The sequence below is a fragment of the Streptomyces coryli genome (assembly GCF_011044975.1).
Lineage (GTDB): Bacteria > Actinomycetota > Actinomycetes > Streptomycetales > Streptomycetaceae > Streptomyces > Streptomyces coryli.
This window is the reverse complement of sequence record NZ_JAAKZV010000137.1, coordinates 1-21098: the sequence shown is the minus strand read 5'-3', so window position 1 is coordinate 21098 and position 21098 is coordinate 1. Positions and strand designations below refer to the sequence as shown.

The following is a 21098-nucleotide window of genomic DNA, read 5'->3' as shown; positions in this document are numbered from 1 at the left end:
GGCGGGTCCGGAGGGCGGATGCGCAGCCGCTCGCGGTACGCCTCCGCCCGCGGCCGGGAGCCGCGCAGCCGGCGCAACGCCGGGCCGTCCGGCGCCAGGGCGTCGAGGGTCCCGTAGAACGCGGCCACGGGCTCCGGCGCGGCCTCGTCGCGGTTGCGCGTCCGCAGCAGGTCGTTCGCCGCGTGCAGAAAGCGCGCCCACTCCCCCGGCGCGAGCGCCGCCCGCGCCTCCGCGTACAGCGCCCGCGCGTCCTCGTCGCTCTCCCCGAGCGCCCCGGCCAGCCGCACGACGACGAAGTACGCCTTCTCCATCAGGTGCACCCGCCCGCGCCCGCTCAGCGGCCCTTCGGGACCGAGCACCCAGACCAGCACGGCCCGGTGCTTCTCCCGCAGCAGATGGTTCGCCTTGTACTGGGTGGCGGGCGAGCGGACCCGGGCCCGCACCTCGGCCAGCGCGGCCGCCGCCTCCGGCTCGACCAGCCGCACGCCCGCGTGCGTGAAGACGTCCGTGTTGCCCGCGACGAGGTTCTCGCCGTCCGAGCCGGACTCGTCGCAGGCGATCTCGATGGGCGGCAGCTCAGGCATCGGCGAGCAGCGCCACTTCGTCATCGGTGAGCCGCAGCGCGCCGGCCGCGACGTTGTCAGTGACGTGGTCCGGGTTGCCGGTCCCCGGGATGGCGAGGACATGCGGCCCCTGCTGGAGCGTCCAGGCCAGCCGGATCTGGGCGGGGCTGGCACCGTGACTGCGGGCGACAGTCTCGACCCGTTCCTCGTACGTGCCGTGTGCCCCGGTCTCCTCTCCCCCGCGCGCGATCGCGTAGAACGGCACGTAAGCGATGCCCTGCTCCCCGCACGCGCGCAGGAAGTCCCGCTCCCCGGCCGGGGCGCCGGTGCCGAAGCGGTTCTGCACGCAGACCACGGGGGCGATCGCCTGGGCCTCGGCGAGGTGCTGGGGCCCGCAGTTGGAGAGGCCGAGGTGCCGGATGAGCCCCGCCTCGCGCAGCTCCGCCAGTGCGCCGAAGTGCTCCGCGATCGATCCTGCGGCGACGCTGGGCATCAGCCGCAGATTGACCAGGTCGAGGTGGTCGCGGCCGAGCTGGCGCAGGTTCTCCTCGACCTGGCCGCGCAGTTGCCCGGGGCGGGCGGTCCACCAGTCGCCCGACGGGTCCCGGCCGGGGCCCACCTTGGTGGCGATGACCAGGTCGTCGGGGTACGGGGACAGCGCGCTGTTGATCAGCTCGTTCGCCGAGCGCAGGGAGGAGAAGTAGAAGGAGGCGGTGTCGAAGTGGTTCACGCCGAGCTCGACGGCGCGGCGCAGCACGCGGAGCGCGCGATCGCGGTCGGCGGGCCCGGTCCCGGTGCCGAGCGCGCCGCCGGTCTCGGGCAGCCGCATCGTGCCGAAACCGATGCGGTTGACGGTGCGGTCGCCGAGTTTCCAGGTCCCTGCCGCGTCCGCGGTGATCGTCTCCGTAGGCATGAGGCGGAGTCTGCCACGACCGGTGTGCGCTCAGCGCCGGGTTTTCAGCCCCCCAGCTCGGCCTGGAAGCCGTCCCGCCAGGACGCGTACCGCGGCGCCCAGCCGAACTCCTTCTTCGCCTTGGCGTTGGACGCCCCGCGGATCTCGGTCGACGCCATCGCGATGAACTCCCCCGCCAGCAGCTTGCCCACCCAGCGCGGCACCCGCATCGGCGGCTTCGCGCCCATGGTCTCGGCCAGTACGGGCAGCCATTCGGACAGCGGGGCGGGGTCGTCGTCGACCACGTTGTAGATGCCGGGTGCGCCGCCCTCGACGGCCGCCACGGTGGCCCGGGCGCCGTCCGCGACGTGGGTGAAGGACCAGATGCCGCCGCCACCGCCGACGATCGGGAACTGCCGCTTGCGCACCAGCTCCAGCTGCTCGCCGCCGCGCTCCAGCGAGGTGCCGGGTCCATAGAAGCCGCCGTAGCGCAGCACGACACCCTCGATGCCGGGTGCGGGGGTGACCGCGTTCTCCAGGTGCAGGATCGCGGCGAGGGTGCGCTCGCTGCCCGGCGCCGGATGCGTGTCGACCGGGTCCTCCTCCGTCTTCACCGGTCCGCCGGTACGGGCGTATCCGACCTGCATGGCGCTCTGCGCGACAAAGCGCCGCACGCCGAACTCCGCGGCCGCCTCGAGGAGGTTGTCGGTGCCCTCGGTGCGCAGCCGGTTGGTGACCGCGAAGTCCTTGTCGACGTGGCGCAGCTTCAGGTTCCCGGCCAGCGCCGTCGCCTGGTGGACGATCACTTCGGGCCGGGTTCTGCCGACCGCTTCCCGTACCGCCTCGGAGTCCAGCACATCGAGCACGACCGGCTCCGCACCCGCCTCGCGCAGCCGGGCGGTCTTGGCCTCGGATGTCGTGGTGGCGATGACCGTGTGGCCGGCGGCGACGAGCTGCGGCACGAGCTGGCTGCCGATGGCCCCGGAGGCGCCGGTGACGAGGATCTTCATGAGGGGCTCCCAGAGAGGAGGGCGGCGTCCGTGCGCCGCGTGGTGGGGTTCCAGCCATACGACGAGGGACGCCGCCCCGGTGTGACATCGGGCATGCTGGGTGCGCGAGTTCGCCCGTGATCCCGGAAGGAGCTTTCGTGCCGCAGCCCGTACGCGTCGCCGTCATCGGAGTGGGGATCCTCGGAGCCAGTGTCGGCTGGAACCTGTCGCAGCACGGGGCCGAGGTGGTCCTCGTCGACGCGGCCCAGCCGGGCGAAGGGGTCACCGACTGGTCCTTCGCGTGGGCCAACGCCAGCAACAAGACCGTGCGCAGGTCCTACTTCGACCTGAACGTCGCCGGCATGGCGGCCCACCGCGACCTCGCCGAGGTCATCGGCCCTGACGCGTGGTGGCATCCCAGCGGCCACCTGCGCTGGGCCGACGGCCCCGCCGCGGAGGCAAAGATCCTCGAATCAGCCGAGCTGCTGGCCGCCTGGGACTACCGGGTCGAGGTATGCACGGGGGCCGAGGTCCGCCGGCGCTTCGAGCCCGCGCTCGCGGTGCCCGACAAGGCTCAGGTCCTGTTCTACCCCGACGAGGCCTGGGTGCACGGACGCCGCCTCGTCGCCCGCCTGGTCGGCCTGGCCGTCGAGTCCGGTGCCGAACTCCGCTCCGGCACCGAGGCCCGCGACATCGGCACCGGAGCCGACGGGAGCGTCCGGACGGTGGCCCTGTCGGACGGCAGCTCCCTCGACGTCGACGCCGTCGTGAACGCGGCCGGCCCCCGCGCCTCCCGGATCGCCGGACTCGTCGCACGCCACCTGCCGATGCGCCGGGAGCCCGGCTTCGTCACCCGCATCGCCTGCGATCGGCTCCCGGTGCACCGGGCCATGCACGCACCCCACATCGAGCTCCGCCCTGACGGCGACGCGTCGATGGTCCTCCACAGCCGCGAGGTCGACGCCCTCATCGACACGGGTGCGGAGCCGGCGGAACTCGCCCGCCGGCTCCACGAGTCGGCACGCCAGGTCATCCCGGCACTCGCCGCCTCCCGTATCACCCGGACCCGGACAGCCAATCGCCCGATCCCCACCGACGGCTTCCCGTCGGTGGGGGCGGTGCCTTCGCTACCGGGCTACTACGAGGCCGTCTCCCACAGCGGCATCACGCTCGGCCCGGTGCTCGGCCGGCTGCTTGCCGAAGAGATCATCGGCGGCAAGCGCGACGAGCTGCTGGCGGACTTCCGCCCGGAGCGCTTCGCCCCGTAACAGCACCTCATCCGCACACCCACTTCGCCGCGCCCCAGCTGGCGTGGTCGTTGCCGTTGCCGTCACCGCCGTCGCCCACGACCAGCTGGACGTACTGGGCGCCGGCGATATCGGCGTCGAGCCGGTGCGCGGCGTCGGCGGCCTTCAACACCGGGCTCTCCGCCACCTTCTCACCGTCGGCGAGCACGCTGAACTGCACCGAGCCCGCCGTCTTCTGCGCATCGTCCACGCCGACTTCGGCGGTGAGCTTCTCGCAGTTCCCACCCAGGTAGTACTTGATGTCGGCGGGCGCGTGCGTGCCCAGGCCCTTCTCGTACGTGGTGCCGCCGATGGAGATCGGGCTGCCGTCGCCGCTGCCGTCCTCCCCGTTGGCCAGATCCTTCTCCGGCGGACCCCAGCCGTTCTCGGCCGTCACCCAGTCGGTGTCGCTCACCCATGTGTCGGCGGTGGGCGGCGGGGCGAGGGTGCGGATGGCGAGCGAGTCGGTGACCTCGCGGGCCTCGCCGCCGACCTGGTAGGCGGCTTTGGCGGTGAGCGTGTAGGCCTGGTACTCGGCGTCCGCCGGCGGGGTCACGTTCCAGGTCGCGGTGGCCTTGGCGCCCGGGTCGACGGAAGCGAAGGACGTATCCCCCACCGGCTCCGCCTTCCAGCCCTCCGGCACATCGAGCGCGGCGGCCACATCCTTCGCCGCCGTCGCCTCGTGGTTGGCGAAGGTGGCGCTGACCTTGTTCGCCTTGCCCGGCTCCAGCGCCCCGTTCTCGGACTTCACGCCCAGCGTGGCGCAGGCCATCCGCTCGTCGGTGGGCCCGAGATCGGTGACGGTGAAGTTGTCGAGCACGAAGTCGGCCCCCTCGGGCGCGCCGTCGAGCTTGCGCAGCCCGGTCCACACGTCGCCGCAGCCGCCGACCACCTTCTCGCTGAAGTGCCCGCTGCCGTCCCGCTGCTGCGGCAGCGGCGTCTTGCGTGCGGTGACGCCGCTGGGCTCGCCGCCGGCCACGGTGTCGTAGCCGGTCGTCCATTCGTACGCGCCGGCGTGGCTGTTCTGGTAGTCGAACTCGACCTTGTACGCGTGCCCCTTCTCGAACGGCACGGTCCACGGCGCGGTCCGGTACACCTGCCCGGTGTTCTCCTCGTGCGCCTTCAGCGACTCCTCGCCGCCGAGGACATCGTCGACGAGCTTGCCGTTCCAGCCGGCCTGCGTATACGGGGCGTGCTTCTGCGCGATGTGGGTGCGCGGGTCGTTGCTGTCCCCCGCGTCGCCCTTGATGAAGGGGCCCCAGCCCTGGTCGACGGCCTCGAAGTCCTCATGCACGAGGGCGCCGTCCTTGCCCGCGGGATCGTTCTTCACCACCCGCACGTCATCGACCCCGACCTTCGCCGCGCTACCGCCCGCCGCGGCGATACGGAGCTTCGCCGTCCCGCTGTCCGGCGCGGTGAAGTGCACCTTGGCGCGCTGGTAGTAGCTGTCGTGCCGCTCGTCGGCGGCGACGTAGTTCTTGGCGGTGGAGCGCTCGACCGCCACCGACTCGCCGCCCGCCTCGATCGTCGTACGCCGCGTCTTGCCCGGCTCGACCTCGACGAAGGCGGAGGCGCTGTAGCGGGCGCCGGGGGTGAGACCGGTGAGGCGCTGCTCGACCGCGGCCTCCTTCTCGCCGCCGAGGGTGATGCCGCGCAGGCCCTGCTTGTTGGTGCCGCTGCTGACCGGCCCTTCCGTCTCCCAGGCGTCGAGGGAGGCGTCGTTGAAGCCGGGGTCCTTGACCGGGGAGCCCTCGCCCCACTCGGGGTTCGCCTGGCCGGGGGCCTCGTCCGGATAGAGGGCGTAGGCCTGGCCGGGCTCGGCCTTCAGTGTCACCTTGCCGTCCTTGGGGCGGACGGTGCCGTCGGCGACCCGGCCGTTGTCCGTCAGCTTGTAGACGGTGAACTCATCGGCCCCCGCGAAGGCGTCGGTCAGCTGCCAGGTGCTGCTGCCGCCCTTCTCCGACCAGTGGTAGAGCTTGTCCTGCTGCTTGCTGCCCTCGGACTTCCAGGGCAGCAGATACGCATCGCCGTCGATCACCTTGGCGCCGCCGTCGTACACCTCCCGCTTGCCGTTCGCGGAGCTGCCGCGGACGCCGCCGGTGAAGGTGATCTCGTCCTTCTCCCAGTCGGTGATGTCGTAGTGCTGCAGGAACTTCGCGGGCAGGTTGCGCTTCCAGACGTTCTGCGTGAAGGCCCGGTAGTCGTTCTCTCCCGTCCAGCCCTCGAAGTCGACGAGGGAGGTCTGGCCGAGGATGGGGTCGTCGTTCCAGACGTCCTTCTCGCCGTTGCGGATGAAGCGGATGATCTGCGAGTTGAGGCCCTTGTTGGTCTTGCCGCCATAGTCGAGGTCGTTCGCCCAGTGCGACCACAGCGAGGCGCGCTCGAACTTGTCGGCCCATTCGGTGGATACGTTCCAGCCCTGCTTCTGGACCTCGGTCAGCGTCCGGTCGGCGATCCAGCCGTGGGTGTAGTAGACGTCGATGTACAGCTGCGACAGGTTCGGGTCGGTCTCGTCGCGCAGCTGCTGGAAGCGCTTGGCCATGGCGCCGGAGTTCAGGTCGCGGCGCTGGTCGATGTAGTAGGACTGGTCGAGCCAGTTCCAGCCGGGCTTGGTCTTGTCGACGAGGTTCTCGCTGAAGGACTTCGCGACCGGATAGGCCTCGGTCTCGTTGACGTGCACGCCGAAGGTGGCGCCCCACTTCTTGCCGCCCTTGAGCAGCTTGTTCAGGTCGGTGAGGCCGCCCGCGCGTTTGTTGATGTTGCCGCCGAAGTCGGGGTGCGCGGAGTCGTGGCCCTCGGAGGCGTACCCCTTGAGGAGCGCCATCTGGCCGAGCCCGTCGGTGGCGAGGGAGACGCGCTTGACGTCGTCGAGCGTGCGCAGGAAGGGGTGCGTGGCCTGGCTGGCGAAGTTGAACGGGATGTGAGTGATCACCCGGTCCGCGGTCTGCTCCGCGCCCTTGGTCCTGGTGCCGATCGCGCGGAAGGCGACGGCGCCGTCCTGCCAGTCGACCTCCTTGTCGCCGTTGGCGTCGGGGGTGACGACCACCTTCGCCCAGGGCAGCTCCCGCTCCGGCTCGGGCGCGCCGTCGCCGCGATGGGTCCACTGCCCGCTCCAGACGCCGACGCGGACGCCGTCGCCGCTCTTACGGGCCTGGTGCCAGAAGCGCGCGTCGTCCCCGCCGGTGGCGCCGGAGGGCTTGTCGTAGGTCGAGTTGGACTCGATCGCCGCGGCCAGCTCGCCGGTGTTGACGATGGCGTACGTGGCGCCGGCGGGCTTGTCCTCGGCCGGGGTGTCCGCGGTGACCTTCTCGAACTTGTCGGCGGTCCGGGTGGAGTCCGGGTCGAGCTTGGTGAAGGCGGTGGCCGCGCCCTCGTCGTCGCTGCCGACGGAGATCAGGTCGTGGCCCGGTATGTCGATGGTGCCGACGCGGAAGCCGGCGGTGTCCCGGACCGCGTCGACCTTGAAGGTGGTGACCCGGCCGGCGACGGAGAGGCTGGCGTCGAGCGCGACGTCCGGCAGCTCGGGGAAGGTGAGGGTGTAACGCGCCGTGGCGCCCTCGACGCCCTTGAAGTCCGTTGCGACCGCCCGTTCCTTGCCGTTGAGGGTGACGGCCGTGACCGGGGCGGTGCTGCCGTTGAGGGTGGCGCCGCTGCCGCGGTCGGTGTACGTGAGCACGCGGGGGAAGTCCTCGGCGACGCGCACGGACAGCTCGGCGGAGCCGATCTCCGCGGCGTCGGCGGCGGCCGGGGCGGGTTCGGGCGCGGCGGCCGCGGGGGCGGGCACCGCACCGTACGCGAGCGCGAGCGCCAGGGCTGCGGCGGCGGCGCCGAGCAGCCCGCGGCGGCGGGGGTGGCTGGACATGCGGCTCCCTGCTTCCGTTTGGAGGGGTCGTGCCCATGACTAGCCGAGCGCGGAACGGCGGGGCAACGGCTGCCGCCAAAGGTCCAAACCCCCATACCCGTTAGTCCAATCCCGGCGGCGGTGACGCACCCCTTGACGCGTATGCAACATGCGCGCAACGCTTCCACATTATGGGAATAGCATTCACATGGAAGCGCCGACTCCCCGTCCCGGCCGCCGTGTTCGCCGCCGCGGCCCTCCTCACGGCACCGGCCTTGGCGGCTCCGGCCGCCCCGTCCGCGGTCCCGTACACCATCGACTCGTCCAACCAGGCGGCCTGGTGGACCCCGGTGGACACGTACAAGGGCGCCGGCGAATACACCTACTTCGCCTTCAACGAGCCCGGATCCACCCCGAATACGCACAAGGTCGCCGTCGCCCGCCGCGACGGCGCGGGCACCTGGACGAAGCGGCCGGTGATGAATGGCACGGCGCAGGCGGAGTACACCGACGACATCGGCCACAACCAGCCGTCCGTCGCCCGCGACGGCAGCGGGCGGCTGCACGTCTTCGCCTCGATGCACAACAACCCGTGGCGCTACTTCCGCTCGGACACCACCAGCGGCAACCCGGTGAACCACGCCGCCGACCTGCCCGACCAGGGCAAGGGCATCACGTACCCGGCGCTGACCACGGCACCCAACGGCGACCTGTGGCTGATCGCCCGCGTCGACACCTCCGGCACCCGCCGCTCGGGCGGGCTCTACCACTGGGACAACTCGGCCTCGAAGTGGAGCAAGGCGGCCGACTTCGCCGGCGCCGAGGGCCACGCCGTCTACCCGGACGATGTCCGCGTGGACGCGAGCGGCAACGTCCATCTGCTCTTCGAGTGGGGCCGCTTCCCGTCGTCGGCGTTCCGGCACGAGCTCAGCTACCTCAAGTACCGCCCGGCGGACGGCACCTTCACCGACAGCCGCGGTACGGCCGTCAAGGCGCCGGTCACGCCCGCGACCTCGGACATCATCCAGCCGCTGGGCACCGGCGAGTCGTACGACAGCGCGGGCGACGCCGGGCCGGCGGTGCAGAGCGCGAAGCTCACCCTGGACGGCACCGCGCCGAAGGCCGCCTTCCGGTACCGCCCCACCGCCGGCGGCACCTTCCAGGTGCGCTACGGCTACCCCAGCGGCGCCGGCTGGGCCCGCCAGACCGCCTACGCCGCGTCCGAGACGTCCGCCGCGCTGGGCATCACCTGGGACGAGACGGACGACAAGCGCATCTACTACGCCACCAAGGAAGGCACGGACCGCGCCTTCGCCGCCACGGAGTCCGGCGGGACCTGGTCCAGCAGGACCGTCGCCCCCGGCCTGCCCATCGACCGCCTCGCCGTCCGCCGCAACGCCTCCGGCGACGACGTGCTGTATCTGGTCAGTACGGGCACGGGCAAGCTCTACTACGCCCGCAACTAGCCTGAGTACGCGTACTCATGCCGAACCCCGCATTCCGCCGGAGCATGTAGCCCCTGAAGGAATCGACATGGGGGCGATATGGGCACCTTGGTGGGTGGGGCGATCGCGGTCGCCGTGACCGTCGGAGCGCTGGTTCTCGCGTACGCCGTGGGGGCGCCGCTGGACACCGTGCTGGGGATCGCGGCGGGCGTGCTCGCGCTGCTGTGGATGCTGGTGCTGCTCACGGTGCCGTGGAACCTGTACTTCCGCGCGCATGCGGTGCGGTCCGAGATCGCGATCAGCAAGGAGAAGGGCATCGCCGTGCACCCGGTGCGCGCCACGGAGGCCGGGCGCATCGCGCGGGTCATGCTGCGCACGGCGGTGGCGGGCCATGTCGTCACCGCCGGCATCGTGGTGGCGGTGGCGGCGACGACCGGTCTGCGGCTCGGCTACTGGTTCGCCGGGTTCTTCCTGCTCAGCACCTTCTTCCGGCCCGCGGGCGCCTGGTTCGCGCAGGTGCGCAGCCGGCTGGGGACGCTGCTGCGGGACGTGAAGTATCCGCGCGATGACGTCGTGGAGCTCAAGAGCCAGGTGGAGCAGGTCGTACGGGGCGCGGAGGTGCAGGAGAGGAAGACGCTGGAGCGGTACCGGGTGCTGGAGGGGAAGGCGGAGGAGCAGTACCGGGCGCTGGCGGAGCTGCGGCGCACCGTCGATGCCCTGTCCAACTCCCTGTACCAGCGCGCCGACAGCGCCGACCGCAAGATCGCCGCGCTGGGCCGCGAGTTCGAGGCCACGGTGAACCGGCTGACCTCCAACGAGGAGATCATCAGCGGCGTGAAGGCGTTCCTCCGGCTCGTACGGGCGGAGGACCTGAGCGCCCCCGCCGTACCGCCGCCGAGGTGACTCAGCCGCCCGGCGTCAGGTCGTACGTGACCCAGCTGGTCTCCTTCGCCACCTGGTCGTACTTGGCGCGGGCGCGGTAGTTGTCCTCCGCGGTGATCCACCGCAGCACGCTCCAGCCCTGCTCCGCCGTGATCTCGCGCAGCCGGCCGAACAGGGCGTCCACCGCGCCGCTGCCGCGCGCCTCGGGATCGACGTACAGGTCGTCGAGAAAGCCTCCGATGCTCGTGTGCAGCGGCCGGGCGAACGGCCGGTAGTGCGCGAGCCCGACGGGCACGCCGTCCTCACCCCGCACCAGCAGACCGCGCACCTCGTGCTCCGGGTCCATCAGCCACGACCACACCCGGTCGGCGTTCTCGTCGGGCAGCGGCGTCCGGTAGAAGTCCGCGTAACCCTGATACAGCTGCCGCCACGCCGGGAAATCCGCCTCGGCCGGGGCGTCGACCGTCCAGTCGGTCGGGTCCTTCTCGTGCTCGGTCATGACTCACCTTTCGTCGTGGTCCCCGCAGTCAGCGCCTTGGGGAAGAGGGCGGACGCCGTCAGCATCCCCAGCGCGATCGCCCCGATCAGCGTGAACATCCCCGCCAGGTCCGACGCCCCGGCCACCGACCCGCCCAGCATCACGTCCAGGCCGCGCAGCCCGTGCGCGCCCGGCGTCAGCAGGAAGAACGGCGCCAGGTACAGCACGAACGCCGGCGGCACGTCCTGGCGGCGGTCGAGCAGCAGGCAGGCCACCGCCATCAAAGAGGCCGCCACGAAGGTGCCGCCGACGTTCCCCAGCAGCCGCGTCGCGACCATCTGCACGCCGTACGTGCCCAGCACCATCGCCAGCGACCACGGAAGGTCCGCCACCCGCATGCCGAAGACCAGCAGCAGTCCGACGGTGAACACCGTCCAGCCGAACCAGCCGGCCCACGGACCCAGCGTCGGCGCCACCGGCGTATCGAAGATCTCGTGCTGGCGCAGGTGCAGCACGGCCGCCGCCAGCACCGGGCCGAAGGCCAGCGTCGCCAGCACGGCGAGCGACTGCATCAGCCGGGCCGAGCCCGCGGTGATGCGGCCGACGGACAGCTCCACCATCGCCATGGTGATGGCGTCCCCGGGGATGAAGACGAACAGCACCGGGATCATCAGCTCGACCGTGCCGCCCTGCACCCACCCGTACTTGGCGGCCGTGAGCACGGCCAGCGACACAACGGTGGACGCGATCAGCGGCGCCAGCCACGGCGGCCGCCGCAGCACCTGCCCGCCGACCTGGATCAGGCCGACGACCAGGCCGAGCACCGCCGTGACCCGCACCTCCTGCCAGGTCGGCTGGATGGAGACGCCGAAGCCGACGGAGAACAGCACCACGCCCAGCACCCGCGCCCACGGCGGATACGGCGGCGGCATCGCCGCGATCCGCTCCAGCCGCCGCCGCGCCACGCTCAGCGGCACCCGGCCCGCCGTCACGTCCGCCAGCCACGGCTTGAAGGCGCTGACTTGATCCAGCTGCGGGATCTCCGGGGCGTGCGCCACGACCCGGGTCTTCCCGTCGATGACGATCACGGCGGACTCCGCGAGCACCGTGACCTCGGCCCGGTATCCGTACGCCCCGGCCACCGAGCGCAGACAGTCCTCGACGCCGAGGGTGCCCTCGTAGCCGCCCGCGACCAGCTTCTCCGCGAGCCGCGCGACGAGGCCGAGGACCTCGTCGGCAGAGGCGGACGCGGAGGGCGAGACCGGGGCGGCCGCGGTCACCTGGGTTCGGGGTTGGGGTGCGGGAGGTGCTCGCCGCTGGGGCCGAGAGAGGCCTTCTTTACGTCCTCGGGCGGTAGCCAGGAGGGCTTCTTGAAGCGTTCGATGATGAACGGGATCGCCGAGAAGACGATGGCGCCGCCGGCGACCATCAGCACGTACATCGCGGGGCTGCCGATCGGCAGCTGCGAGGGCGGCACGAAGGCCAGGACGAAGGCGAACAGGCAGGCGGCGAAGCCGATGCCGGCGAACGCGCCCATGCCCGCCCGGCCGCCGGGGATCGCGAACGGGCGCGGCAGGTCGGGCTGGGTGCGGCGGAGCCTGATGGCGGCCGCGTACATGACCATGTAGATGATGAGGTAGAGGCTGACCGCCATCGCGGAGATCAGGAAGAAGGCGGTGCTGACGTCCTTCACGATGAAGTAGATGCAGCACAGCAGCGTCACCAGGCAGGCCTGGATGATGAGGATGTTGGACTGCACGCCGCGGGCGTTGACCTTCTGCATGAAGGGCGGCAGCAGGCCGTCGTGCGCCGTGGCCAGCAGGCCGCGGCTCGGCCCGGTGATCCAGGCGAGGATGCCGGCCAGCGCGCCGTACGTGATCAGCACGCCCATCACGTAGGTCGGCCAGGTGGAGCCCATCATCGCCTGGAACATCCGGTTGAAGGCGTCGAAGACGCCGGTCGTCAGGTCGATGTCCTTGTACGGGAGGATCCCGGCCACCGCCAGCGCGCCGAGGGTGAAGATGCCGAAGGACATCACCGCGGCGATGGCGATGACGATGGGGTATTCGCGGCCGGGGTTCTTCAGCTCGGAGGCGTGCACCGCCTGCGACTCGATGCCGGCGAAGTTCAGCAGGATGCCGGCGAGGAAGGCGATGCCGGACAGGCCGACGATGTGCGGGAACCAGCGCGGCTGTTCATGCCCGTTGGAGGTGAAGGACACGGCCGGGTCGTCGGCGTGGTTCCAGCCGAGCGGGTGTCCTGAGGCGGCCCACCAGATGGCGCCGATGATGAGGATCAGACCGGGGACGACGGTGCCGAGCATGAAGCCGGCCTGGGTGACCTTCGCCGCGAACTGATTGCTGACCAGCGCGGCGAGCGTGCACAACCAGAAGGCGGCGATCGCGAAGATCCCGACGTAGACGTGATTCGTGGCGAGCTCCGGCTTGCCCGTAGCAAACGCGACACCCACCGCGGCGAAGCTCAGCCCGGTCGGATAGAAGACCAGCACCTGGATCCACGACAGGAAGATCACGCCGAAGCCGAGCTTCTTCCCGAAGGCCGCGGCGATCCACGTGTACAGACCGCCCGCCTTCTTGCCGAAGGCGCTGCCCAGTTCGGCGGCGACCAGCCCCGCCGGGATGAGGAAGAGCACCACCGAGAAGAGGATGTACGCGAACATCGTCATCTCTTCTTTGGCCATCATCGGCAGCCCGCGCAGGCTGGTGACGATCGCGGCCGCGGTGGTCAGGCCGAGCGTCGAGGCCTTCAGATATTTGGACGGTGCGCCGGGGGCGGCGTCCGGTTGGGGCGGCCGGGTGGCTGTGGTGGTCACGATGCGATCCCTTGCTGGGGTGCTGCTGGTCAGAAGACGGTGTCGCCCGTGGCGCGGACGAAGGACTCAAGCGCCATCGCGCCGGTGACGGAGTTGCCGTGCACATCGAGGCCAGGGCCCCAGGCGGCGATCGCGCACTGGTCCGGCATGACGGCGAGGATGCCGCCGCCGACGCCGGACTTGCAGGGCAGGCCGATGCGGTACGCGAACTCGCCGGCGGCGTCGTACGTACCGCAGGTGGTCATCAGCGCGATGATGTGCCGCGCGTCCTCGCGCTCCATCAGCTGCCCGCCGTCGGCGCGCACGCCGTGCCGGGCCACCAGCAGCCCGGCCTTCGCCAGCTGCTCGCAGGTGATGGCCAGGGAGCACTGCCGGAAGTAGTGGTCGAGGGAGTCGTCGACGCGGTTGCGCATGTTCCCGAAGGACGCCATCAGGTACGCGAGCGCCCGGTTGCGGTCTCCTGTACGGGCCTCGGAGGCGGCGGTGACGCTGTCGACGTCCAGCTCCGCGTCGCCGGTCTCGGCCCGGAGCAGCGCGCGCATCGCGGCGAGGGCGTCGCCGCTGTCCGTGAGCAGCTGGTCGGTGACCACGATGGCGCCCGGGTTGATGTACGGGTTGCGCGGGATGCCCTGCTCCAGCTCCAGCTGGATGAGGGAGTTGAAGGGGGTGCCGGACGGCTCCCGGTGCACACGGTCCCAGATGCCGCTGTCCTTCTTGCCGAGCACCAGGGCCAGGGCGAACACCTTGGAGATGGACTCGATGGCGAACGGCGTACGCACATCGCCCGCGCTGTGGACGGTGCCGTCCACGGTGGCCACGGCGAAGCCGAACTGCTTCGGGTCGACGGTGGCCAGCTCCGGGATGTAGTCGGCGACCTTGCCCTCACCGATATGCGGCGTGACCTCTTGGTGGACCTGGTCCACCACGGCCTGGAAGTCCATGACGCGCCCCTCAGTGGTGGAAGCCGGGCTGCTCGGGGGTGCCCGTGCCGGTGCCGGCGGTCAGCCGGTCGACCGCGGTACGGATGTCGTCGGCGAGCAGCGCGATCTTGTCTCGGCTGATGCCGTGCCGGATCAGCACCCGCTGGATGACGGTGTCGTCGCGGTGCTCGGGCAGCGGATATGCCGGTACCTGCCAGCCGCGGCGGCGCAGCTGGTCGGTGAGGTCGTAGAGGGTGAAGCCCGCGGTGGCCGGGTCGGTGAGCTTGTACGAGACGGCGGGCAGCGCGCCGCGCCCGTCGTACAGCAGCGTGAACGGGCCCATCTTGGAGATCTCGTCCCCGAAGGCCTGCGCGGTGTCCGAGGCCGCCTGGTAGATCCGCCGGTAGCCCTCGCGGCCCAGCCGCAGCAGGTTGTAGTACTGGGCGACGATCTCGCCGCCGGGGCGGGAGAAGTTGAGGGCGAAGGTGGGCATGTCGCCGCCGAGGTAGTTGACCCGGAAAATCAGGTCCTCGGGCAGCAGGTCAGGCGTGCGCCAGATCGCCCAGCCGACGCCGAGCGGGGCCATGCCGTACTTGTGGCCGCTCGCGTTGATGGACGCCACCCGCGGCAGCCGGAAGTCCCACTCCAGGTCGGGCTGGAGGAACGGGGCGATGAAGCCGCCGCTGGCCGCGTCCACGTGCACCGGGACGTCGAGCCCGGTGTCCGCCTGGATCGCGTCGAGCTCGGCGCAGATCTCCTTCACCGGCTCGTAGTCGCAGGTGAAGGTGACGCCGAGGATGGCGACGACGCCGATGGTGTTCTCGTCGACGTACTCGCGCAGCTGGTGCGGCCGCAGGCCGGTGGCGTCCTTCTCCAGCGGCACCTCGCGCAGCTCGACGTCGAAGTAGCGGGCGAACTTCTTCCAGCAGATCTGGACCGGACCGGCCACGATGTTGGGCTTGTCGGCCGGCTTGCCCTCGGCCTCGCGGCGCTGCCGCCAGCGCCACTTCAGCGCCAGGCCGCCGAGCATGGCGGCCTCGGAGGAGCCGGTGGTGGAGCAGCCCATGGTGGTCTCGTCGGCGGGCGAGTTCCACAGGTCGGCGAGGATGTGCACGCAGCGGTTCTCGATCTCCGCGGTCTGCGGGTACTCATCCTTGTCGATCATGTTCTTGCCGAGGCACTCGTCCATCAGCGTGTGCACCTCGGGCTCCGACCAGGTGGTGCAGAAGGTCGCGAGGTTCTGCGCGGCGTTGCCGTCGAGGTCCAGCTCGTCGTGGATCAGCGCCCGGACCGCCCGCGGGTCCGAGGGGCCCGCGGGCATCTCGTACTTCGGCAGCTCGTGCCTGCTGACCGGCATCGCGTAGAGGTCGTCGGAGAGCTGCGGCGTCTCCTCGTCGGTCTGGTGGAGGGGCACGGCCTCGTCCTTTCAACGGCAACTACCCCCGAGTGATCACCCTGTCCACTAGAGCACCGGGGCCGAGGCCGCGCATCTCGGCTATCGCTCCAGGTGCGGGGCCCTGCGAGCGGCGGTAGAGAGGTGACCATGGCCGATGTCCCGGAATCCGTTCTCACGTCCCTCGACGCCCACTGGCGGGCCGCCAATTATCTGGCCGCCGGACAGATCTATCTGATGGCCAATCCGCTGCTGTCGGAGCCGCTGAAGCCCGAGCACGTCAAGCCGCGGCTGCTGGGGCACTGGGGCACCTCGCCGGGCCTGAACCTGATCTATACGCACCTCAACCGGGTGATCGCGGACCGCGGCCAGGACACCCTGGCCATCTGGGGCCCGGGCCACGGCGGCCCCGCGGTGGTGGCGAACTCGTGGCTGGAGGGGACGTACAGCGAGATCTATCCGGATGTCGCCCGGGACACGGCCGGGATGGGGCGGCTGTTCAAGCAGTTCTCCTTCCCCGGCGGGGTGCCCAGCCATGTGGCGCCGGAGACACCGGGGTCGATCCACGAGGGCGGCGAGCTCGGCTATTCGCTGTCGCACGCGTACGGGGCCGCGCTGGACAACCCGGATCTGGTGGTCGCCTGCGTGATCGGCGACGGCGAGGCGGAGACCGGGCCGCTGGCGGCCTCCTGGCATTCCAATAAGTTCCTCGATCCGGTGCACGACGGCGCCGTGCTGCCGATCCTGCACCTCAACGGCTACAAGATCGCCAACCCGGCGGTGCTCGCCCGTTTGGGTGACGAGGAGCTGGACGATCTGCTGCGCGGTTACGGATACGACCCGGTGCACGTCAGCGGCGACGAGCCGATGGCCGTGCACCGCGAGATGGCCGCCGTCCTGGACTCCACGCTCGACCGCATCCAGGCCATCCAGCGCGCGGCCCGCGAGGGCGTGGCGACCGAGCGGCCGCGGTGGCCGGTGATCGTGCTGCGTACGCCCAAGGGCTGGACCGGCCCCGCCGAGGTCGACGGGCTGCCCGTCGAGAACACCTGGCGGGCCCACCAGGTGCCGCTGCCCGAGGTGCGCACCAACCCGGCCCATCTGGCGCAGCTGGAGGCCTGGCTGCGCTCGTACCGGCCGGAGGAGCTCTTCGACGAGTCCGGGGCTCCTACGGAGCAGGTGCTGCAGTGCATCCCGGCCGGTACGCGGCGGCTCGGCGCCACCCCGTACGCGAACGGCGGCCTGCTGCTCCGCGAGCTGCCCCTGCCGCCGCTGGAGCGGCACGCGGTGGCTGTGGAGCGGCCCGGCGGGGAGCAGAACGAGCCGACGCGGGTTCTCGGCCGCTACCTCGAGGAACTGATGGCGGCGACGACCGAGCGCCGCGACTTCCGCCTGGTGGGCCCGGACGAGACGGCCTCGAACCGCCTCGACGCGGTCTACGGCGCCAGCGGCAAGGCCTGGCAGGCCGAGACCCTGCCGGTGGACGAGCACCTCGACCGGCACGGCCGGGTGATGGAGATCCTCTCCGAACACACCTGCCAGGGCTGGCTGGAGGGCTACCTCCTGACCGGGCGGCACGGGTTGTTCTCCTGCTACGAGGCCTTCGTGCACATCGTCGACTCGATGGTCAACCAGCACATCAAATGGCTGCGCACCACCCGCACCCTCGACTGGCGCCGCCCCATCGCCTCGCTCAACTACCTCCTCACCTCGCACGTCTGGCGCCAGGACCACAACGGCTTCTCCCACCAGGACCCGGGCTTCATCGACCACGTGCTGAACAAGGCCCCGGAGGCGGTCCGCGTCTATCTGCCGCCGGACGCCAACACCCTGCTGTCGGTGGCCGAGCACTGCCTCGCCAGCCGCGATTACGTCAACGTCATCGTGGCGGGCAAGCAGCCCACCTTCGGCTGGCTCACCCTGGACGAGGCCCGCACCCACTGCGCCCGCGGCGCCGGCGTGTGGACCTGGGCGGGCACGGAGAACGGCTCCCGGGAGCCGGATGTGGTCCTCGCCTGCGCCGGTGACGTACCGACCCTCGAGACGCTCGCCGCCGCCCAACTGCTCCGGGAATTCCTGCCGGAGCTGGCCGTGCGTGTCGTCAACGTCGTGGACCTGGCCCGGCTGCTGCCGAACGACGAGCATCCGCACGGGATGAAGGCCGCGGAGTACGACGCCCTGTTCACGGCGGACAAGCCGGTGATCTTCGCGTACCACGGCTATCCCTGGCTGATCCACCGCCTGGCCTACCGCCGCAACGGCCATCAGCATCTGCATGTCCGCGGCTACAAGGAGATCGGGACGACCACGACGCCGTTCGACATGGTGCTGCGCAACGACCTCGACCGCTACCGCCTGGTCATGGACGTGATCGACCGCGTCCCGGACCTGGCGGTGCGCTCGGCGGGGGTGCGGCAGGCGATGGAGGACGTCCGCATGCGCCACCACTCCTGGATCCGGGAGCACGGCGTCGACATGCCGGAGGTCACCGACTGGGCGTGGCGGGGCTGACCGGGGGCTGCTGCTTGGGCAGGGCGTGGGCCAGGTCTTCGGCCAGGAGGCGCTTGGCGATGGTGTCGGCGGCCGCGCGGACGTCGGGGCTGCGGGGGGCGCCCTTGTCGCGTTCCAGCTCCTCGTTCAGCCAGGCGGTCCAGGCCTTGACGATCTTCGTGGCCTCGCGCTCGCCCTGGTCGGTGAGCGCGTAGAAGTTCGCCTGATGGCTGAGATAGCCCTCGTCCACCATCCGGTCGAAGACCGGCTGCAGGACCTCGGGCGGCAGGTGGCAGCTGTCCGCGATCAGGCCGAGCCGGGCGTGTCCGACCAGGCGCGTGAACTGGTTCACCCGCATCACCGCCCAGGCGCCCGCCAGATCAAGGCTGGTGCCGGACTCGGCGACGATGGTGCGCTTCGTGTCGGCACCGGCGCGGGAGAGGATGTTGCCGACGGCCAGCTCCAGCAGCTTCCGCGAGTCGCCGTCCGTCGGGGCGGCGAAGCCCTCCCCCATGTCGGTGGACCCGGCGCGGGCCGTGTCGCGGAGCTGCACTTGCTTCAGGAACAGCGCCACGAGCAGGCCGACCACGGCGACCGGCACCGTCCACAGGAAGACCGTGTGCAGGGCGTCCGCGTACGCCTTGATCATCGGGGCGGCCTGCTCCGCCGGGAGCTGGTGCAGCCCCTTCGGGCTCTGCGCCGCCTTGGCCAGGGTGGCGGGATCGCCGCCCGCCTGCGCTGCTGCCCCGACGCCGGAACGCAGCTTGGGGGCAAGGGTGTTGGCGTAGATGGTGCCGAAGACGGCGGTGCCGAAGGCGCTGCCGAGGGTGCGGAAGAAGGTCACGCCGGAGGTGGCCGTGCCGAGGTCGGCGTAGTCGGCGGTGTTCTGGACGACGATGGTGAGCACCTGCATCGACAGGCCGATGCCGGCGCCCAGCACGAACATGTACAGCGACTGCTCGAACACGCTGCTGCCGACGTCCAGCTGGGACAGCAGGAACAGACCGACGCCCATGACCGCCGAGCCGGCGATGGGGAAGATCCGGTATCTGCCGGTCTTGCTGACGAAGTTGCCGCTGAACAGCGACGCGATCAGCAGCCCGATCACCATCGGCAGCGTGCGCACACCCGAGACCGTCGCCGAGTCCCCGTGCACGTACTGCAGATACACCGGCAGGAACGTCATCGCGCCGAGCATTGCGAAGCCGACGATGAAGCTCAGAATCGAGCAGACCGTGAAAACCGGGTTCTTGAACAGCCGCATCGGCAGCATCGGCTCTTTCGCCCGCCGCTCGGCCAGCGCGAACAGCGCGCAGCCGGTCACGCCGGCGGCGAACAGGCCGAGGATGACGCCGGAGCTCCAGGCGTACTCGTTGCCGCCCCAACTGGTCGCGAGAATCAGCGCGCTGGCGCCGACCGCGATCAGCCCGATGCCCAGGTAGTCGATGGACGGCCGTCCCGCCGTCCGTACGGAGGGGATGTTACGGGCCGCGGCGATGACGACGAGGATGGCGATCGGCACATTGATGTAGAACGCCCACCGCCAGCTCAGATGGTCGGTGAACAGCCCGCCGAGCAGCGGCCCGATGACGGTGGCGACGCCGAAGACCGCGCCGATCGCGCCCTGGTACTTGCCGCGCTGCCGCAGCGGAATGACGTCCGCGATCAGCGCCATCGCGGTCACCATCAGCCCGCCGCCGCCGATGCCCTGGATGGCGCGGAAGACGATGAGCAGCAGCATGTTTCCGGCCAGCCCGCACAGGAACGACCCGGTGATGAAGATGATCGCGGACAGCTGGAAGACCAGCTTCCGCCCGAAGAGATCACCGAACTTCCCGACCAGCGCCGTGGACACCGTCTGCGCCAGCAGATACGACGTGACCACCCACGACATGTGATCGCCACCGCCGAGATCCGCGACGATCGTCGGCAGGGCGGTGCCGACGATCGTCTGATCCAGCGCGGCCAGCAGCACCCCGAGCATGATCGTCCCAAAGACGATATTGCGCTGCCGGACATCGAGCACCGGCGGCGCCGGGGCGGACATCGGCGCCGTACCCGACGCGGAACTGCTGGTGGTGGCCATAAAGCCACCCTCAGCCCTGCGCCCGGCACCCGCTCCGGGAGCGTGGGCCGATCGGGCTACGGCGGCCGCTCGCCCCTGCGGTGACGTGCTGTCACGCCTGTGGTTGGATGAGCCGGCTGTTGCTGACCGTGATCTCGCTGGGGGGCGATCGTGCCAGGCGCGCCGCTGATACCGACCGATCCGCAGACCGTCGGCGGGTATCGGCTGACCCGCCGCCTCGGTTCCGGCGGGATGGGCGTGGTGTACCTCGGCGAGGACGCACGGGCGCGACCGGTGGCGGTGAAGGTCATGCGGCAGGAGCTCGCCGACGACCGCGCCTTCCGGATACGTTTCGGCCGCGAGGTCGCGGCCCTGCGGGCGGTCGACAGCGCACGCACCGTCCAGGTCGTCGACGTGGACGCCGACGCCGAGCAGCCGTACCTGGTCACCCAGTACGTCGACGGCCCGTCCCTCGCCGACCACGTCGCCGAGCACGGCCCGTTGGCCGAGCCCGCCGGCCAGGCACTGGCATCGGCGCTGGCCGAAGCCCTCGCGGAGATCCACGCCGCCGGCATCACCCACCGGGACTTGAAGCCGTCCAACGTGCTCCTCGGCCCGGACGGCCCGAAGGTCATCGACTTCGGGATCGCCCAGCTCGCGGACGCCACCGCGGTCACCGGCACCGGCGTCACCGTCGGCACCCCCGGCTATCTCGCTCCCGAACAGATCGGCGGCCACCGCTCGGGGCCCGCCGCGGACGTCTTCACCTGGGCCCTGACGGTCGGATACGCGATGACCGGCCGCCATTCCTTCGGCACCGGCCCGTCCGACGCCGTGCTGTACCGGGTGCTGCACGGGACGCCCGACTTCGACGGCGTGCCCGCATCGATGCTGCCGGCGCTGCTGGCGGCCACCCGCAAGACGCCGGACCAGCGCCCGACGGCCGGGCAGCTGCTGGAGCTGCTCGCGCATCCGCCCCGGCCCACGCTCGCGCAGACCCGAGCACCCGCGGCCCCGCCTC

General features: G+C 71.0%; 14 protein-coding genes and 1 pseudogene. 5 read left to right on the top strand and 10 right to left on the bottom strand.

The genetic code is table 11. The features are described 5' to 3' along the window. The 3 genes and pseudogenes from G5C51_RS26050 to G5C51_RS26040 form a co-directional block, all read right to left on the bottom strand. A pseudogene (locus tag G5C51_RS26050) lies at nt 1-584 on the bottom strand (hypothetical protein); the annotation flags it as partial. Beyond that, the gene (locus tag G5C51_RS26045; RefSeq protein WP_165240647.1) at nt 577-1476 is read right to left on the bottom strand and encodes an aldo/keto reductase; all 900 of its coding nucleotides are present in this window, start codon (nt 1474-1476) and stop codon (nt 577-579) included. The gene G5C51_RS26045 and the pseudogene G5C51_RS26050, both read right to left, overlap by 8 nt. A gap of 44 nt (nt 1477-1520) precedes the next feature. Continuing rightward, entirely contained in the window at nt 1521-2465 is a 945-nt protein-coding gene (locus tag G5C51_RS26040) for an NAD-dependent epimerase/dehydratase family protein (RefSeq protein WP_165240646.1), read from the bottom strand. A 137-nt stretch (nt 2466-2602) separates the two neighbouring features. Between G5C51_RS26040 and G5C51_RS26035 the strand changes: the two genes are divergently transcribed. Then, on the top strand, nt 2603-3712 hold the full coding sequence (locus G5C51_RS26035; protein ID WP_165240645.1) for an FAD-dependent oxidoreductase: 1110 nt from the start codon (nt 2603-2605) through the stop codon (nt 3710-3712). A gap of 7 nt (nt 3713-3719) precedes the next feature. Here the strand turns inward: G5C51_RS26035 and G5C51_RS26030 are convergent, their stop codons facing one another. Next, nucleotides 3720-7592 carry an endo-alpha-N-acetylgalactosaminidase family protein gene (locus G5C51_RS26030; protein ID WP_165240644.1) on the bottom strand — a complete coding sequence of 1291 codons (3873 nt, stop codon included), beginning with the start codon at nt 7590-7592 and terminating at the stop codon, nt 3720-3722. Nucleotides 7593-7762: 170 nt separating this feature from the next. Here G5C51_RS26030 and G5C51_RS26025 point away from each other — a divergent pair, with 170 nt between their 5' ends. After that, the gene (locus G5C51_RS26025) at nt 7763-9037 is read left to right on the top strand and encodes a BNR-4 repeat-containing protein (protein WP_165240643.1); all 1275 of its coding nucleotides are present in this window, start codon (nt 7763-7765) and stop codon (nt 9035-9037) included. 78 nt (nt 9038-9115) lie between these two features. Beyond that, nucleotides 9116-9919 carry a hypothetical protein gene (locus G5C51_RS26020; RefSeq protein WP_165240642.1) on the top strand — a complete coding sequence of 268 codons (804 nt, stop codon included), beginning with the start codon at nt 9116-9118 and terminating at the stop codon, nt 9917-9919. Nucleotide 9920: 1 nt separating this feature from the next. Here G5C51_RS26020 and G5C51_RS26015 read toward each other — a convergent pair whose 3' ends face one another. The 5 genes from G5C51_RS26015 to gad are packed head-to-tail and all read right to left on the bottom strand — an operon-like array spanning nt 9921 to nt 15543. Beyond that, nucleotides 9921-10397, bottom strand: a complete 477-nt coding sequence (locus G5C51_RS26015) for a GNAT family N-acetyltransferase (RefSeq protein WP_165240641.1) — start codon at nt 10395-10397, stop codon at nt 9921-9923. Beyond that, on the bottom strand, nt 10394-11656 hold the full coding sequence (locus tag G5C51_RS26010; RefSeq protein WP_165240640.1) for a threonine/serine exporter family protein: 1263 nt from the start codon (nt 11654-11656) through the stop codon (nt 10394-10396). The genes G5C51_RS26015 and G5C51_RS26010 overlap by 4 nt, the downstream gene beginning before the upstream one ends. Beyond that, nucleotides 11653-13209: an amino acid permease gene (locus tag G5C51_RS26005; protein WP_206314332.1), complete on the bottom strand. Its 1557-nt coding sequence runs from the start codon at nt 13207-13209 to the stop codon at nt 11653-11655. The genes G5C51_RS26010 and G5C51_RS26005 overlap by 4 nt, the downstream gene beginning before the upstream one ends. 29 nt (nt 13210-13238) lie before the next feature. Continuing rightward, on the bottom strand, nt 13239-14150 hold the full coding sequence (locus tag G5C51_RS26000; protein ID WP_165240639.1) for a glutaminase: 912 nt from the start codon (nt 14148-14150) through the stop codon (nt 13239-13241). A 10-nt stretch (nt 14151-14160) separates the two neighbouring features. Then, nucleotides 14161-15543 (bottom strand): glutamate decarboxylase, encoded by a 1383-nt coding sequence (gad, locus tag G5C51_RS25995; RefSeq protein ID WP_420824857.1) that lies wholly within the window; start codon nt 15541-15543, stop codon nt 14161-14163. 129 nt (nt 15544-15672) lie between these two features. Between gad and G5C51_RS25990 the strand changes: the two genes are divergently transcribed. Then, nucleotides 15673-18033, top strand: a complete 2361-nt coding sequence (locus G5C51_RS25990) for a phosphoketolase family protein (RefSeq protein ID WP_165240638.1) — start codon at nt 15673-15675, stop codon at nt 18031-18033. Here the strand turns inward: G5C51_RS25990 and G5C51_RS25985 are convergent. Continuing rightward, nucleotides 18008-20098, bottom strand: a complete 2091-nt coding sequence (locus G5C51_RS25985) for an MDR family MFS transporter (RefSeq protein ID WP_165240637.1) — start codon at nt 20096-20098, stop codon at nt 18008-18010. The genes G5C51_RS25990 and G5C51_RS25985 overlap by 26 nt on opposite strands. 150 nt (nt 20099-20248) lie before the next feature. Here G5C51_RS25985 and G5C51_RS25980 point away from each other — a divergent pair. After that, on the top strand, nt 20249-21098 hold an 850-nt coding region (locus tag G5C51_RS25980; protein WP_165240636.1), incomplete at its 3' end, for a protein kinase domain-containing protein.

Bases quoted from the DNA above. Each gene is read 5' to 3' on its own strand.
- G5C51_RS26025 (WP_165240643.1), top strand. From the start codon at position 7,763: ATGGGAATAGCATTCACATGGAAGCGCCGACTCCCCGTCCCGGCCGCC.
- G5C51_RS26030 (WP_165240644.1), bottom strand. From the start codon at position 7,592: ATGTCCAGCCACCCCCGCCGCCGCGGGCTGCTCGGCGCCGCCGCCGCA.
- G5C51_RS26040 (WP_165240646.1), bottom strand. From the start codon at position 2,465: ATGAAGATCCTCGTCACCGGCGCCTCCGGGGCCATCGGCAGCCAGCTC.
- G5C51_RS26020 (WP_165240642.1), top strand. From the start codon at position 9,116: ATGGGCACCTTGGTGGGTGGGGCGATCGCGGTCGCCGTGACCGTCGGA.
- G5C51_RS26015 (WP_165240641.1), bottom strand. From the start codon at position 10,397: ATGACCGAGCACGAGAAGGACCCGACCGACTGGACGGTCGACGCCCCG.
- G5C51_RS25985 (WP_165240637.1), bottom strand. From the start codon at position 20,098: ATGGCCACCACCAGCAGTTCCGCGTCGGGTACGGCGCCGATGTCCGCC.
- G5C51_RS26000 (WP_165240639.1), bottom strand. From the start codon at position 14,150: ATGGACTTCCAGGCCGTGGTGGACCAGGTCCACCAAGAGGTCACGCCG.
- G5C51_RS25990 (WP_165240638.1), top strand. From the start codon at position 15,673: ATGGCCGATGTCCCGGAATCCGTTCTCACGTCCCTCGACGCCCACTGG.
- G5C51_RS26045 (WP_165240647.1), bottom strand. From the start codon at position 1,476: ATGCCTACGGAGACGATCACCGCGGACGCGGCAGGGACCTGGAAACTC.